Here is a 16739-nt window from a genome sequence, read left to right as displayed (position 1 = left end):
CTGAAGTTTTTTTCTTCGTATCAGACATGAAAGAGGTTAGGTTTATGAATTAATTCAAAAAATGATAACTGTTTATCAGTAAAAATATTAATTCAATTCTTATGCTAGAAGGTTCTAAGGGATTATTTTTTATAAAATTATAATAGATCAGTTACAAAAAAGGTATTTACTGTTTGAGCAAATACCTTTTTCGTTATATAATTTCCATTTCTTTTGTCCATTGATTGAATATTTCAATATCAACTTTTCCATAGATATCTAGGACATATTGATAAAGTTCTTCTCGAACTGCTTGGTCTTTTTCGTCCTGATACTTTACAAGGAACTTCTTTAACGAAAGTAATTCTTGTTTCAACTTTGTTTCATCAACAAAGACAGGGTGGAAACTTCCAACATGTTTCGGACTAGGTTTTCCATTTTGCATATTGATATAATAAACATCGACCATATCAATACTATCTAAGCTTACTCCATCAAAAAGCTTTGTTGGTTCAATAATAATTTGATTTTCTGTTCCATAATTAGGGACCCAACGGTTGTAAGGTTCATTGTTAGAGGTAAATCTTACCGCCATTTTACGCTCCTCATCTAGTGGATAACGTAATTTGTCTACTTCCAAAATCACAGAGTCACCCATAAAGACATAAGAACCTCCATTAAAGTATTTTGAAATATCATTGGCATTTCCAAAAGTTACTCGACGAGTACTCATTTGTTTATTTACTTGAACAGGAAAAAGTACTTGAGAAACCATACTCATAAATTCCCCATCCGCATTTTTTTGGCTCTTACTGCCATCCAATAACATCTTACCCTTACTTTTCTGAATAACGATTGCTTTTGAACTCGCATCAGCAAAAACTAAAGAAGTACTTTCGTTAATCATATCACCAGTCTGTAATACAGAATTAGTAGCTGGATTAGTAATATTACCTGATACATGAAGAACATACCAATCTTGAGCAAAACTAGATGTAAAGCTTAGCGTAAATAAAACAGAAAAGGCGAGATATATTTTTTTGAAGTTCATTCTATTATTTCAACTACTTGATAAAGATGTCTTTGTTAAGACAATTATGTTATGTGTTTCGACATTAAAGATAAGAACACTGAATAAGTTTTGAAATAAAAAAGTCGATGGTGAAATATTCAGGTCTTACGATGAGGTTAATATTTAACTTTCTGAATTGTAAAAGTTTTTTTGCCGGCAGGAGTAATCACATCTACAGAATCACCAATTGTTTTGTTCAACAGTGCTTTCCCGATTGGTGATGCGATAGAAATTGATTGTTTCTTGATGTCAGCTTCATCAGGTCCAACTAATCTTAAAGTCATCACATTATTTGTTTGATCTTTAAAAGTGACAAATGCACTAAACATTGCTTTATTCTCATCAATTTCTTGATCAAAAACTTTTACATTTCCGATTCGTCTTCTTAGGTAAGTTAATCGACCATCAATTTCTCTCAATTTTTTCTTACCATATATATATTCAGCATTCTCAGAACGATCACCCATAGCTGCCGCTTCAGAAACTGCTTCAGTAACAATTTTTCTCTCTTCCCAAAGAACCTGCACTTCTTGTTGCAAGCCTTCCATTCCTTCTTTTGTTATATATGCTGATTTGCTCATATTTGTTCAATTTTAATAGCAAATATACTTTTTTGAGGATCAATCAGCCAAAAAAACAGTAATTTTGTTTGTCATTCAAAAGAAACAAAGTGGATAATCAGTTAATAAAAAATTTATCTTGGGAAGCCTCATCTAAAATTATCGTTCAATTGATGAGTTTAGGTAGTGCACTTGTGATGACAAAATTATTAACACCAGAAGATTATGGAATATTTGGAGTATTGCTCACAGTATTTATGGTTTTCTCTATTCTTCAAGATTTAAGTTTAAACGAAGCTTACATTCAATTTGGAAAGCCCTCTGAAAAACTATTAAATACTGTGTTTTGGAGTTTAGGGTTTTTAGGAATCGTTTTCTTTGTTCTTTTTAATCTCTTAAGTTTTATTTTCGGGATATTTAATCTTATTGAATATCATGTTCATTATTATATTCTTCTTAGCTTCCTATTAATTTTAGCTGGGTTTGGAAGAGGAGTAAGGATGTATGCCATCGTACAAGGAAATTTTAAAGCTATTGCTATATCAGATGTTTTATCAATTGTAATTTCATTACCTATTGGTATTCTGATGGCCTATAATGGATTAGGTGTATATTCATTGACCATTCAATTTACCTTAAAGTATTCATTACAACATTTTATTCTTTGGTTGAAATTAAAATGGTTACCAAGGTTTATTTTCGATTTTCAAGAAATTCAGAATTTAAGAAAATTTTCTACACAAAGAACCTTACAAAAGGTGTCTGACCATGTATTTGATAATTTTGATGTGATTGTTCTTCAATATATTTATCCGGTTAATACCGTTGGGAGTTACGTTAAAGCTAAATCATTTACTAATCAAGGTTCTAGCACTTTTTCTCAGTTATTTCAACAAGTAATTTTTAGATATTCTTCATCTAAAGGAGTATTTGTAAAAAGAAATATTTACTATTTACTTCTTTTGATATGTATAATGACTCTACCATTAGCTATTTTCTTCAATATCTATGGAGCCCAATTGTTTACATATCTATTTAGTAGTCATTGGAGTTTTTCTGGTGAGTTGTTTTCTTTATTATCCATTCTCATTTTTCTTCAACCTTTGATCTTTAATCTAGAAACCACATTAAATGGATTAAACAGAGTAAAAGAAGTCCTATTGACTAATTTTTTTACAAAGGTTTTGCTTGTACTGGGTATGATAAGTTTATTTTTCATCTCAATAAATAAATTTATACTTATTTATCTAACAAGTAAGTTTATGCAGTTATTGATATTATGTGTGCTATTTTATAATATAGACTTGAATAATGAAAAATAAATTGAAATATGATTTTGTAGTATTAACTCCAGGAAGGGCAGGGTCCAATCATTTAATGTATACTTTAAAAAAGTCTACAGATGCTTTGATTGACTTTGAAATTTTCAATCAAGTTTCATGGGAAGAGGAATCATTTAATGTGTTTATTAATCAAAGCATACAAAACAAAACTTTTGGTTTTCTTTTCAATAGAAATATTATTAGCCGTGTAAAATTTAATATTCCCTTAGAGTATTTAATAAGGAAATTTCTATTTAATCATTCAAATAAGAATCAGATAAGAGGATTTAGGCTGACGTTCGAACAAGCTTACAGGTATCCATATGTATTAAAATACCTAGTGAAAAATAACATCAAGATCATTTTCCTTGATAGGGAGGATTCATTATCAATGATATTTTCATTATTAAAAGCTAGAAAGACATTAAATTATCTAACGGACAAAGTAGACGAAGAACCCCAAAAGACATTTAAATTTTCTCCTTTAACGGTTTTACAACACTTGGTGAATTATAAAAAAGAAAAGAAATATTTAGAGAACCAACTTATTCAATATTCTAGTATATATAAACTAACTTATGAATCTTTATTTTCTGATTATGAAAAGGAATATTCAAATATCTTATCTTTTTTGTCACTTGTTAATAAAGATAACAAAATCCATTATACTGCATTAAAAAAGATAAACGACCAACCACTCAAAAAATGGGTAGAAAATTATGATGAAATCATAACTTATATTAAACATAACCCACATTAACCTTAAAAATTTACCATCTGTAGGGAAATGTATAATTATTTCTATTTTCTCTTTTACACTAGTGATTACTTAAATTTTTCTACCTTTGCTTCATTATCGACGTACAAAGAATTTTTTAAATGAAAATCATTTTTCAAACCCTACAGTTTATTCGATCAATTCTTCCAAAAGATCAAAAATTAAAAGCGGTGGGTGTAAGTATACTTCTTTTTATTAATTCCGGTCTAGAACTTATTGGTCTTAGTGCTATGCTCCCTGTATTTGCTGTATTATTAGAAGATAACATGGTTGAGAAATATGCTTGGGCAAATTGGATTTATACTACTTTTGGTTTGACCGATGATAAGCAACTTATTGTTTTACTAACTACTATTTTATTTATAGTAGTAGCAATAAAGAATGTTGGAGGTATGTTCATTGTAAAGGAACAAAGTAAATTTGCAATGGGTTTATATACTGATTTCACAAAAAGACTACATAAGATTTATTATAGAAAAGGTTTTTTATTTTTTAAAGATAAGAATTCAAATATTTTATTTAGAAATATACATCTAGCGACTCAAAACTTTGCAAATCAACAATTTTTAGGTGTCCTAAATATTATTAATGAATTAGCTATATTATTATTAATCGTTTCTAGTATTGCAATTTATGATATCCAAATCATAGGTTTGTTGGTTATTATAGTTATACCAGTATTTTTTATATTTTTTAAATATGTTCAGAAAAGATCTTTGAAAATTAGTGATGTTAGGAGGGATGTAAACCCAAGACTAAGTCAGAATATCTTTCAAAGTATTTTTGGGTATGTAGATGTGTTGATTTCAGGTACAGAAGATAAATTTCGAGATAGAATTACAAAAGATGTTGACGCACTTGCTAATACAAATATTAAAAGTAATATATATAATCTTGCACCTACAAGAGTTATTGAGACCTCTTTAATGTTAGCAATTTTAGTTATGAATGTTTATGGTGTTTACTATCTTAATTCAAGGTTAGAATTGTTACAATTATTAGGTGTATTCGCTATTGCAGGATTTAGAATTATGCCATCAATTAATAGAATGATGACATATATTAATGGGCTAAATCAAAATAAATGGACATTTGAGGTTCTAGAACCATTAAAGACAGAAACACATTACCAAAAAGAAATTCAGAAGGGAATATCTTTTGAGGTTGAACTAATATTGGATAAAATAGACTTTCATTATCCTGATAACAAAGTTAATATTATTGATAATTTTTCTTTAGTTATTAAAAAAGGAGAAACAATAGGATTGATAGGATCATCTGGTTCTGGTAAAACAACTATTATGAATATTCTTCTAGGATTTTTGAAAGTGACAAAAGGTGAATATAGAATTGACAGTCAAATTTATGGCCCAGAATACGAAGATGCTTTTTTAAAAAAGGTTGGTTATGTTCAACAATCAGTATATATCATTGATGCATCTCTTGCGGAGAATATAGCTTTTGGCACCTCGAAAAAGAATATAGATTATAAAAAAATTGACCAAGTGTTAAAGAAATCAAGCCTTTGGAAAATAGCAAATAATCTCCCAGAAGGAGTGCATACAAGGATTGGAGAGAATGGAACAAAGCTTTCTGGAGGCCAAAGACAAAGAGTAGGAATCGCAAGGGCATTATATTTTGATGCAGAGATATTATTCTTTGATGAAGCAACCTCTGCATTAGATACTGAAACGGAAAAGGAAATTACAGAATCGATTAATAAATTATCACATACCGATGATCTTACAATAATTATTATTGCACATAGACTGTCAACATTAGAGGGATGTGATAGAATTATTGATTTAACACCTGTAAAGGCATAATTTATTTAAGTCAAAAAAACTTCTTGAATAAATTTTGACTTTCTATTTATGGTGTAATTAAACTACTCTTTAATAACTTTTTTTCTTATTGTGCCTTTATTTGTAATAATAGTTGCCATATATAACCCGCTCGTTAAATTTTTAATGTAAAGTTCTCTAACTGTTGTAGATATAGAATTGTAGGGTGTTTCTTGTTTTACACCACTAGTATTATGTAGAATTACATCAACAATCCTAACATCATCTCGAGATTGTACTTTTAGATAATTTGATGTTGGATTTGGGTATATTAAAATTCTGTTATCTAAGTAGGGGACTGTACTCGTTACTTCACCATCAACTGCTATATAATATGAGGTAAGAAGAGTATTGATATATCTTGAATTGGTTATTGTATAATTATAATCACCAGTATTGTTTACTCTAAGGCTATCTCCAATTTCACCATTAATAGCATCGCCATTTCTATACCATTGGTAAAAATCATTCTCAGTGATTATGTCATTTGGTATATATATATAATTGAATCCATTTTCAAGAATAACTGAAGTGTTTTCATCTCCAATATACTTTTGATTGGAATAAACAAAATTACCTCTACCGTTACTAATATTGATAGAAACTTTATCTAATTCAGAAAAGGGAAGGTGATTACTTGAGAAATTTGCATATTCTAAGTTTTGTAAATCACCCATATTATCCGGTAATGTGTATATATTATTATTTGCAATATTTAGTGATTTCAGTTCATCAAGCATAGTGAGTTCGTCAGGGAAATTATCTAAATTTTTGCTCCATACATCTAAAGATATAACTTGACTTGTTTCTCCATCAACAATGACTCCTTCCCATGTACCAACAGGATCTGCAGTATTCCAATTAATTGTATTTTGGCTATTTTGATCAATTAAAGTTATAAGTGCAAGCGAGTCATTTGGATTTACTTCATCAGGTGAAACAAATATATTTGAAGTGATGAGAGTTAAATCTGGTAATTCATTGTTATTAATGAGGACATGAAAAGTACCAAATTGATTATTTACTAAATACTCTTTGTCCGTTGCTCCTATAATTAAATCGTTTTCAAAATACCATTGGTATAAGTTATTAGTTATTGTTGGATCGATAGAGTCATCTACAGAAATTGAAATGATACCAGCCGTTGCAATATACTGCTCCTCGCCTGCAGCTCCTTGTGGTGCATACTCAAATGATGGAGGATTTATTCCATTTTTAATTAACAATAAATCATCAAAAGTTAGAAAGTTATTTGAGGCATTGATGTGGCCTGCCATGGTTAGATTATCTATTTGATCACTTATTGTTGTGATATTATTGTTATTAAATATAAAATCAGTTAAAGCAGTTAATTCATAGATCTCAACGGGTAATTCGGATATATTATTATTTGAAAAATCAAGGTACTTAAGAGTAGTACTTAATTGATTAATACTTATTGGTATTGATGTGATATTATTGTTATTTACCTCTAAACTTTCCATCAATGATAAGTCTCCAATATTTGATGGGAGAATTTCTAGATTTTTACTGTTTAGTTGTAGAGAATGTAATCTCCCACCTCTAAAAGTAACTCCTGTCCATGTAGATAGAGGTTGGTCTAAATCCCATCCCAAAGTGTTATTGGAATTTAATTCAGCAATGCTTCTAACAATAATAGAGTCTTGGTCAAAAAGATTCTGATCAAAGATAAAAATATTGTTTTGATATAATGTGAGTTCACTAAAGTCATTATTTCTTATTTCGCAGTGATATATACCTACGTCTTTTACTTTTATAGTTCTTAAAGTGTCTTCAAAAAGAAGAACTCCATCTTTATACCAATCATATATATTATTTCCTGAATTATTTGTTATTGCTGGATCAACACTTAGCTGGATTGAATCATTAGTAAAACCAATTGATAATTCTTCTCCTAAATTCGCTTGTGGAGAATAAGTAAACAACATAGAAGGAGTTAACCCTTGTGTTGAATATAAATCATCGAAAACAAAATAATTATTTTCTAATATAAGTGAATCTAAGCCTGTTAGATTTTGGATGTCACTAGGTATTGTATGTAAACCTTGATTATTAATATCTACTGCAGTAACTTGGTCACCAAGATAACCTGAGTGGGTTATTCCATTCCAATCTTTTACTCTTAGTGTTGAACTCCAGTTTAAATTATTGGTTGGGTTATTATTTGATAAACTTTCTAGTGCTAATGAATCTGTCCAAAAGGGTCCGGCATTTATTGTTGAATATTTTCCAGAAGTCACATTGTTGAGTTGGCTGAAATCATTATTACTAATTACAACATAAAATTCAGCATTTTCATTAATAATTATTGATCTACTGTTTGAATTAATTATTAATTGTCCATTTTTAAACCATTGATAACTATTATTGACAGCAGAATCAGGTGCAAATAGTTCTGTAGTATTATTATAAAAGAATGTGGTGTCACTTGATATAGTATTTTGTGTTGAATATGTAATTACATTATTGGAGAAAAAATAATTAGGGAGTGTTTCTAGACCACTATAGCCTAAGTTATTATTGTCAATCAAAAAGCTTTGTATATTTTCAAAGTTTGAAAAACTTGATGGTATTGATTTAATGTCATTTGCTGTTAAAGAAATTCTTGTCAAATTAGGGCATTCAACTAATGTACGCGGTATAGTAGTAATTTTATTGTTGTATAGTGTTAATCGTTCTAAATGATGAAGCATGTTAATTTTTGACGGAATGTTTTCTATTTTTGTATTGTTGAATTTAATGTATATTAAACTGTCTATATTACAAATTGATTCACTGAAAATAGGAGTATTTTTATTCACTACACTGATTTCTATTATTCTGTTATTTTTTATAGTTATTCCCTCCCAATTTTTCAGTTCATTAGAGGTATCCCAGTTTAAAGTGTTATTCGGATTTTCAATATAAAACTCTAATAAAGCAATAGAATCGTTTGCTATATTTTGTGAATAACAAAATGTGTTTATTGTTGCTAAAAAAAGGATTATGTATGTGAATTTTATATTCATGATATCAATTATTAAAAAAATAAATATACCAAATTTTAATGATAATAGGTAATGGAATGTTAGCGAGAGCTTTCATTGAATACAATGAAATAGAAGATGTAGTAATCTTTGCTTCTGGTGTATCAAATTCACGAGAAACTAGAGATGAGGAATTTTTACGTGAAAAAAGATTGCTCGAGGATGTAATATCAAAATACCATAATTCCGTAATAGTATATTTTAGTACTTGTAGTATTTACAATAAAGCATTATCAAATAGTAAATATGTACAACATAAAATTTTATTAGAAAATTTAATTACAAGCAGATGTAGTAGTTATAGAATATTTAGACTTCCCAATGTCGTAGGAAAAACAACAAATAAACAAACAATAGTGAATTATTTTGTTGAAAAAATTGAATTAAATAACGAAATATTTGTTTATTCAAACTCCGTGAGATATTTAATTGATGTAGAAGATGTTTTAAGAATTTGTAAACCTCTAATTTTGGCTAGTGAAAGCATAATTAAAAATATACTGTTGAATAATAAAATTAATGTAGTCGAGATCGTTGAATTACTGAGCGGGATATTAGATATAAAGCCTAAGGTGAAAATTATACAAAAATATGACGATTTAACTATCGAAAAAGAAGAGTTATTGAATTGCGATATAAATTATAATTATAATTTATTAAATAAATATTACAATAAGAAAAGTAATGAACTTAAAAACAAAACTTAAATCTTTATATCTAGGTACTAAATTTCCTGATTTTGTTATTATAGGTGCACAAAAGTCAGGGACTACCTCATTGTATCATTATTTAAATTCAATACAAAATTTAAGAGGTTCCTTAAGAAAGGAAAGTCAGTTTCTTATAACAAATGAACCCATTGTAAACTATGTGAATGAATTTAAATTTTCTTTCAATAGAGAAATAAAATATTTTGAAGCATCACCTGAATATTTAGTAAATCAAAACTTTCCTAAAAGAGCCTTTGAAGTAAATGAAAAAATGAAGCTTATTTTATTACTAAGAGATCCTGTTGATAGAGCATATTCTGCTTGGAATATGTTTAAAAATATTTTTGATAATAATGAGCAAAATTTAAAATTTCCCTTCTTTTACAATAGGTTAACTGAAGAATATAAAGAAAAGTGGTTGAGATTTAGCTCAATTTCAGATTTTCATAAGACAATTGAAGCTGAAATTCAACAACTTAACTCCATTGATCTTGAAAATTATATTTATGATATGCCTGGTGTAGTATATCATGGAATTTATCATATACATTTAAAAAGAATATTAAACTACTTTGACCTGTCTCAGGTTCATGTTATAAATTATTCAGATTTTATCAATAACACTAAAGAAGAAATAGAAAAACTTCTTGATTTCATTCAAATTCCTTTTTCTCAATTAGATGAGAACGTGATTAATAATAATTATTTAAAAGGAAATTATACAGCTGAAATTGATGGAAAATCTAAGTTATTATTAGAAGATTATTTTGAAAATCATAATATTAAACTTAATGAATTATTAAATAAGAAGGTTTTTTAATGAATATCTTATTATCAATAACAAATTTACATTTGGGTGGTGCACAAATGTATGCTTTAAGACTTGCGGAATCTTTATCAAAGGAATTGGGTACAAAAGTATATGTTTATGATCATAATCCTGAAGCTGTAAATAAGGGTCTACTTGATACTTATAAGGATAGAGTATCTATTAATACTTTTTCATATAATCCAGTTGTTTTATTTTTTATATGGAAAATTAATGCAATTATTCTGAAATTCGGTTTTAAATTTAGATTCAGGGATTTTATAAATGAGTTTTATTTTAAAAGATTTATAAAGATTAATAATATTAATATTATTAATAGTCACATGTATGCATCTGATAAAATTGTGTCATTTTGTAAGCTTAAAACTGATTTGAATTTTAAGTTTATTATTACCATGCATGGTGAATATGAGTTAAATAAAAATGAGAAAAAAGAAAAGATAAATTTAGAAAAAGAATATAGAACTATCATTAATTCTTCAGATGGGATTATATATACTGCAGACAAAAATTATAATGCTATTAAAAATTATCTCTTAGAGGAGCAATTAATCGAAAAACATTATATAGCAATTCCAGACTTGTTAGATTATAAATTAACTAAAAGGGATGTTCTTTTTCAAGAATTAGGAATAAGTCAAGATACTTTCATCCTTGGGATGGTTTCAAGAGGAATTCCAGAAAAAGGATGGGAATTATTGTTACAGTCATACGAGTTATTGAAAAAAGAAATTGATCGCGAAATTTGTTTGATATTAATCGGTGATGGAGAATACTTATCGAAATTAGTTAAAGAATATTCTCATTTAGAAGGAATTCATTTAATACAATTTGAATCAAATCCTTTGGATTATCTTTATTATGTTCAAGTTTTCGATTTAGCTTTTCTTTTAAGTTATTTTGAAGGAGAAAGTGTACCTAATGTAATCATTGAATATTTATATTTTAATAAACCTATTATTGCTTCAGATATTGGTGAAATTCCAAAAATGATATGTGATGAAGCGAATAATCAGGCTGGAGATATAATTAAAAATTCTACTGATGGAAAAGTTAATATCAAAGAGGTAGCCAATGTAGTAAATAAATATATGAATGATCTTAACTATTATAATGATAAAAAGAGAATTACAGGTGAGGCATTTAAAAAATTTAAAATAAAAGAATGTACTGATAAGTATATTTCATTTTATAAAAAAGCTTAATAATAATGTATAAAAATATTTCATTAATTATTTGTTGTTTTAATAGTGAAAAAACTATTGAAGTTTGTTTAGAAGCAATAAAGAGACAAAAAAATCTTCAAAACATTAAGTTCGAAGTCCTATTGATAGATAATAATAGTACTGACAAAACAGTTGAAAAAGCACTGAAGTTATGGGGGGATTTTAGTATGCCATTAAAAATAATTAAAGAAAATAAACAAGGACTTTTATATGCTAAACTTAAAGGGTGCAAAGAAGCTTCTTATGATTTATTAGGTTATATAGATGATGATAATATTTTGCATGATGACTGGGTTCAAAAATCCATTGATTTTATGAATTTAAACCCAGATTGTGGTGTGTCTGGAGGTGAAAACTTTCCATTCTACAAGATAACACCTCCAAATTGGTTTAGTAAATATGAAAAACATTATGCTGTAGGTAAACAAGGTTCTCATCTAAGTGAAGATGTAACTGAAACAAGAGGTTTTGTATGGGGGGCCGGTATGGTTATTAAGAAAGATATCATAAAAAAAGGATTAGAAAGAGGGTTTTCTTTTGTAAATGTAGGTAGAACATCAACTTCATTAAGTTCAGGTGAGGATGTTGAATTTTGTTGGCTAGTTAGAAAACTTGGAAAAAAAGTTTTTTATAATGGTGATCAAAAGTTAAAACATATGATATCACCAAATAGGATGACTTGGGATTATCTATCTAATCTTCAACTTAAATTTGGGAGAGCGTCGGTATGGTTTGATGTTTATGAGTTCTCATATTCAAAATATAGAATATTTGGTAGTAATATATTAATTATAATTAAATTATTATTCGGTAGTTTTCTTAAATATTTAGGGAATTTAACTAAATACTTAATGTCATCTAAAAATAAAGTAGATAATATATATTTTCTAAAAACACAATTTTTTAAAGGTCGGATTTTAGAGTTGTCAATAAAAAATTATTTAATAAATTCTGAAAAAATTGATAAGATAAATAAATCATTATCATAATGTGTTTAATAAGTTTATTTTTATTCATGTAGATAAAACAAATGTAAGTTCAATTAGAAATGCAATATCAAAATATTGTTATAGTCCTTATAAGAGAAATATTCAGTCTTTATAGAAAAAGTTGACATAAAATTTCACTCTGAAGAATTTCATGAAAATATGAGATTATCAGAATTATCAAACTCTTTGGATGAAAAAGAGTTTGATAATTTCTTTAAATTTGCCTTTGTTAGGAATCCATGAGATTGGATGAAGTTGAATTCTCATTATTATCAATTGGAATAATTCTAAATATAACAGGGGAATAGTGGATTGATTTAATTGGAAAGTTCGAGAATTTAGATACAGACTTTGAGGAAGTGTGTGAATATTTGTCAATAATCTGTTCGTTACTAAAAATTAATAAGATTAGTAATAAAAATTATTATAATATTAAAACAAAAGATTTAATATATAAACATTATAAAACAGATATTTTAAACTTTGGTTATGAATATTAAAAACTTTTTAAGAAAAATCACTATATTTTTTAGGTCCGTTATTCGGTTTGTTTTTTATAATCTAAAAATAAAAAATGAAATTATTTTAGTTTATACAATGGGTAAAGTGGGTTCTTCATCAGTCTTTGACTCAATAGAGAAAAATAACCCATATTCATATGTTTTTCATGTTCATTTTTTATCTAATAACTATTTATATAAGATTTTACCCAAACTAGATAAAGTCTTTTTGATTAATATAATAAAAGGTGAAAAGGTATTAAAAGTAATTAATAATTTTACAGGGTGTAGGTTAAAGATTGTCACTTTAACAAGAGAACCTGTAAGTAGAGCTATATCTGATATGTTCCAAAATTGGAATTATAAATATGATGATATTGAAAATATTTCAATAGACATTATATATAACGATATATTAAATTCAAACTTTGAATATACATCAAATTGGTTTGAATATGAATTTAAAAATTATTTAAACTATGATATCTATAAATACAAATTTGACAAAATGAAAGGATATCAAATTTACAAAAGTGAGAAGTTTGATATTCTATGTATAAAATTAGAATTGTTAGATTCAGTTTATAAAAATGCCTTCAAAGATTTTTTTGGGGAGGATATAATTTTGATGAACACTAATAATTCAAAATCAAAAAAAGGGAATGAAAGTTTTACTTTAATTTATGATAAATTAAAAATCGATACTCATAAATTGAATAAAATATATAATACCAAGTATATGAAGTACTTTTATACTTCAAAGGAAATTAATTCTTTTAAAGAGAAATGGTCATAAATTATATGTAAATGAATACTAAGAAAATTTCTATAATTACACCAAGTTTTAATCAAGGAGAGTTCATTGAAGAAACAATTTTGTCAATAATTAATCAAGGTTATAGTAATTTAGAATTTATAGTAATTGACGGAGGAAGTACTGATAATTCTGTTGATATTATAAAAAAATATGAAAACCATATAGACTATTGGATCAGTGAAAAAGATAATGGGCAGTCAGATGCTATAAATAAAGGTTTTCAAAAAGCAACTGGTGAAATAATTACTTGGATTAATAGTGATGATTTATTAGTAGAAGGAACACTTAATAAGATAAATGATTTTTTTCTTAATAATAAAGATAATGTAGGTGTTATCTATGGGGTAGTTGAAGAAATTGATGATAAGGGAAAACATATTAAATATCAAGAAGGTTATTCAAATCCATCTATAGAAAGATTTTTATCAGGAATGGCATTTTCACAACCATCATCTTTTTTTAAGCGAAAATACTTATTAGATGTAGGATATTTGAATACGAATTATTCATATGGAATGGATTATGACCTTTTTTCTAGATTGTCATTAAATTGTTCCTTTATAAAAGTAGAAGATGTTTTTGCAAAATATAGATTTCATAAATCAAGTAAATCAATTAGCCAAGGTGATTTATTTATTGAAGATTGGAGGGAAATATTTATTCAAAGATGTATTGATATCGGAAGTCAATACATCTTAGATGTTTTACTGAATTTAAATCTTTGTGATTCTAATATAAACTTCTCAAAGTTCAGAGTGAACAAAAACTTATTGAATATTGATGAAAAGAAAACACTCTTTTATTTTTTGTCTTATTATTTAAAATCCAAATACAATGAAGGTGATTTTACTGAAAGTAAACGAATTGCTACTTATATAATTAAAAATTTTAATCATAAATGGATTGAATCTGAAAAAGGGTTAAAGACTATTTTTCAAAGATTAAAATACCCTTCTATTTTTATTAAAATTTTAAGAACTTTAATTAGAAAATCTAAATGAAATTAGCATTTTTTACTTCCCATATAGATAAGTCATTGCAATGGTTATGGTATGCTGAATCTTTGAAAAATAATTCAATAGAACAATATCACATTGTAATAGGACTTAATAAAGAAGAACCTTTTTTTGTTAAAGACTTGAAAGGAATTGGTGTAAATGTGCTTTATTTACATCATAAGGGATCCTACGATTTCTTTAAAAATATTATAAAATCATATAACTTTTTACAAAGTCATAAAGTTGATCTAATACACACTAGTCTGCCTTATGGAAATATTATAGGTCAAATAGTTGCTAAATTATTAAATGTTAAAACTGTAACTACTTGCGAAAATGTTAGTTGGGCGAAAGACTTTAAAAGTAAAAAACAGGAAATTATTGATTTATTCACATTTAAGCTCTCAAAAAATATTATAGCAACTACTGATACTGCTGCTGAATACCTTAAGAATAATTGGCCTATAAAACCTGAAAAAATTCAAAAAATATATCATGGTTTAAAACAGGAAGAATATCAAAATATTTCTGATGATAGAGTTTTTAATCTGAAAAGAAAATATGCAATTAATGACAATGATTTTATAATTGGAATGATTGCAAGAATGGAATTTTGGAAAGGCCATAAATATGCAATAAAAGCTATATCTAGACTCAAGGATAAATATCCAAATATAAAATTGTTAATATTTGGTGCTGGTGGCGAATTTCTACCAAAATTTAATGAATTAATATTAAAGTATGACTTGAAAAATCATGTATTTTACCATGGCTTTTCAGATGATCCAATAGGTCTTTTTAAACTTTTTAATGTGCATTTACATGTTCCTATATCAAAATATGTTGAGACAGGAGGAATTAATATAATTGAAGGAATGATTTCAGCTTGCCCACAAATTTTAACCCTTTCAGGCTATGCTGCACAATCAGCTGAACATTTGAAAAACGCTTATGTAGTAGATTATAAATCAAGTGATTCTATTGAAAAAGCATTAGTATATTCAATAGAAAATTATCAAAAAATGAAAGATTTTTCAATTCAAGCCCGTAAAGACGCATTAAATATTTATAGCAATAAAGTGAAAGTTCAAAAACATTTAGATTTATATAAAATAATAATAAATGAATAATTCCCCTTTTTTTTCAATCATAATTCCTTGCTATAATAGAGCAAATTTTATAAAAAAAACTCTAGAATCGGTATTAATACAGGATTTTAATAATTTTGAAATAATCATTGTAGATGATGGTAGTTTTGATAATACGAAAGAGATTATAGATTCATTTGGTGATAGCAAATTACGATATTACTGGAAGGAAAATGAAGAAAGGGGAGAAGCTAGAAATTTTGGAATAAGAAAAGCAAAAGGGAAGTATATTGTTTTTTTAGATTCTGATGATATAATGCTAAGTAATCATTTAAAAATACTTTACAATAATATTATCAATAATCAAAAATACATTTTTTTTGCAACAAAATATAATATTGTGAACGAAAAAAATATCATTATCGACTCTCCTTTAAAAAAATATGAGTCAGGTGGTTATGATTATAGAGTAGTTCTCAAGGGAAATCCTTTTGCATGTAATTTTTGCGTTAAGAATAGCAAAGAGAAATTTCAACTATTTGAGTCAGATAGAAGGTACTCAATAATGGAAGATTGGATGTTTTTAGTCGAAAACTTGATCAATAATAAAATATTTATTATTGATCAAGTGACTATTCATATGATAAACCATGATAATAGGTCAATGACTGAAAATAACCAAAAAGTAATAATAGCTAGAGAAAATGCTTTATCTAAGCTTTTGAAAAATGATAATTTATCAATTGATAATAAGAAAATATTAATTGGTTATAGTGCGTATTTTTGTGCAATTCATTCATATTTGGATAATAATAGAACTCAGTCAATTAGATATATTTTAAAACAATTAAAATCTAATGGATTAAATATCAATTCTCTAATTTTATTAATTAAATCTCTAATTGGATATGAAGTTATTAAAAAATTAAAGTGATATACAAAATTTGATGTAAATTAATTTACTTGCTCCTTTTTTATAT

14 protein-coding genes are annotated in these 16739 nt (G+C 26.7%); 11 read left to right on the top strand and 3 right to left on the bottom strand.

Annotated features, from left to right (window positions below; translation table 11 throughout):
* Window positions 1-193: 193 nt before the first annotated feature.
* Both QL232_RS11120 and QL232_RS11115 read right to left on the bottom strand, forming a co-directional pair.
* A complete protein-coding gene (locus QL232_RS11120; protein WP_168883223.1) occupies window positions 194-1030 on the bottom strand; it encodes a hypothetical protein in 837 nt (278 codons plus the stop codon).
* Window positions 1031-1167: 137 nt separating this feature from the next.
* Window positions 1168-1632, bottom strand: coding sequence for a GreA/GreB family elongation factor (locus QL232_RS11115; RefSeq protein ID WP_168883222.1), 465 nt, complete (start codon window positions 1630-1632; stop codon window positions 1168-1170).
* A gap of 89 nt (window positions 1633-1721) precedes the next feature.
* On the opposite strand from QL232_RS11115, the gene QL232_RS11110 reads away from it, so the two are divergent.
* The 3 genes from QL232_RS11110 (at window position 1722) to QL232_RS11100 (ending at window position 5537) form a co-directional block, all read left to right on the top strand.
* Window positions 1722-2933 carry an oligosaccharide flippase family protein gene (locus tag QL232_RS11110; RefSeq protein ID WP_281614168.1) on the top strand — a complete coding sequence of 404 codons (1212 nt, stop codon included), beginning with the start codon at window positions 1722-1724 and terminating at the stop codon, window positions 2931-2933.
* Window positions 2923-3693 (top strand): hypothetical protein, encoded by a 771-nt coding sequence (locus QL232_RS11105; protein WP_281614167.1) that lies wholly within the window; start codon window positions 2923-2925, stop codon window positions 3691-3693. The genes QL232_RS11110 and QL232_RS11105 overlap by 11 nt, the downstream gene beginning before the upstream one ends.
* Window positions 3694-3812: 119 nt before the next feature.
* Window positions 3813-5537: an ABC transporter ATP-binding protein gene (locus tag QL232_RS11100; RefSeq protein ID WP_281614166.1), complete on the top strand. Its 1725-nt coding sequence runs from the start codon at window positions 3813-3815 to the stop codon at window positions 5535-5537.
* A gap of 62 nt (window positions 5538-5599) precedes the next feature.
* Here the strand turns inward: QL232_RS11100 and QL232_RS11095 are convergent, their stop codons facing one another.
* Window positions 5600-8584: a T9SS type A sorting domain-containing protein gene (locus QL232_RS11095; protein WP_281614165.1), complete on the bottom strand. Its 2985-nt coding sequence runs from the start codon at window positions 8582-8584 to the stop codon at window positions 5600-5602.
* 56 nt (window positions 8585-8640) lie between these two features.
* Between QL232_RS11095 and QL232_RS11090 the strand changes: the two genes are divergently transcribed.
* The 8 genes from QL232_RS11090 to QL232_RS11055 all read left to right on the top strand — a co-directional run bounded on the left by QL232_RS11090 (window position 8641) and on the right by QL232_RS11055 (window position 16693).
* Window positions 8641-9309 carry an NAD-dependent epimerase/dehydratase family protein gene (locus QL232_RS11090; protein WP_281614164.1) on the top strand — a complete coding sequence of 223 codons (669 nt, stop codon included), beginning with the start codon at window positions 8641-8643 and terminating at the stop codon, window positions 9307-9309.
* Complete coding sequence (locus QL232_RS11085) at window positions 9287-10132, top strand: sulfotransferase domain-containing protein (protein WP_281614163.1); 846 nt, start codon at window positions 9287-9289, stop codon at window positions 10130-10132. Before QL232_RS11090 ends, QL232_RS11085 begins: the two co-directional genes overlap by 23 nt.
* The gene (locus QL232_RS11080; RefSeq protein WP_281614162.1) at window positions 10132-11346 is read left to right on the top strand and encodes a glycosyltransferase family 4 protein; all 1215 of its coding nucleotides are present in this window, start codon (window positions 10132-10134) and stop codon (window positions 11344-11346) included. Before QL232_RS11085 ends, QL232_RS11080 begins: the two co-directional genes overlap by 1 nt.
* A 5-nt stretch (window positions 11347-11351) precedes the next feature.
* Complete coding sequence (locus QL232_RS11075; protein ID WP_281614161.1) at window positions 11352-12356, top strand: glycosyltransferase; 1005 nt, start codon at window positions 11352-11354, stop codon at window positions 12354-12356.
* Window positions 12357-12845: 489 nt separating this feature from the next.
* Window positions 12846-13652 (top strand): putative capsular polysaccharide synthesis family protein, encoded by an 807-nt coding sequence (locus QL232_RS11070; RefSeq protein ID WP_281614160.1) that lies wholly within the window; start codon window positions 12846-12848, stop codon window positions 13650-13652.
* A gap of 11 nt (window positions 13653-13663) precedes the next feature.
* Window positions 13664-14674 (top strand): glycosyltransferase family 2 protein, encoded by a 1011-nt coding sequence (locus QL232_RS11065; RefSeq protein ID WP_281614159.1) that lies wholly within the window; start codon window positions 13664-13666, stop codon window positions 14672-14674.
* Window positions 14671-15801 (top strand): glycosyltransferase family 4 protein, encoded by a 1131-nt coding sequence (locus QL232_RS11060; protein WP_281614158.1) that lies wholly within the window; start codon window positions 14671-14673, stop codon window positions 15799-15801. The genes QL232_RS11065 and QL232_RS11060 overlap by 4 nt, the downstream gene beginning before the upstream one ends.
* Window positions 15794-16693, top strand: coding sequence for a glycosyltransferase family 2 protein (locus QL232_RS11055; protein WP_281614157.1), 900 nt, complete (start codon window positions 15794-15796; stop codon window positions 16691-16693). Before QL232_RS11060 ends, QL232_RS11055 begins: the two co-directional genes overlap by 8 nt.
* Window positions 16694-16739 lie beyond the last annotated feature (46 nt).

It is taken from the genome of Flammeovirga sp. SubArs3 (assembly GCF_947387565.1).
Classification (GTDB): Bacteria; Bacteroidota; Bacteroidia; order Cytophagales; family Flammeovirgaceae; genus Flammeovirga; species Flammeovirga agarivorans.
Note: the sequence above shows the minus strand (reverse complement) of the source record. Positions and strands in the feature narration are given on the sequence as shown.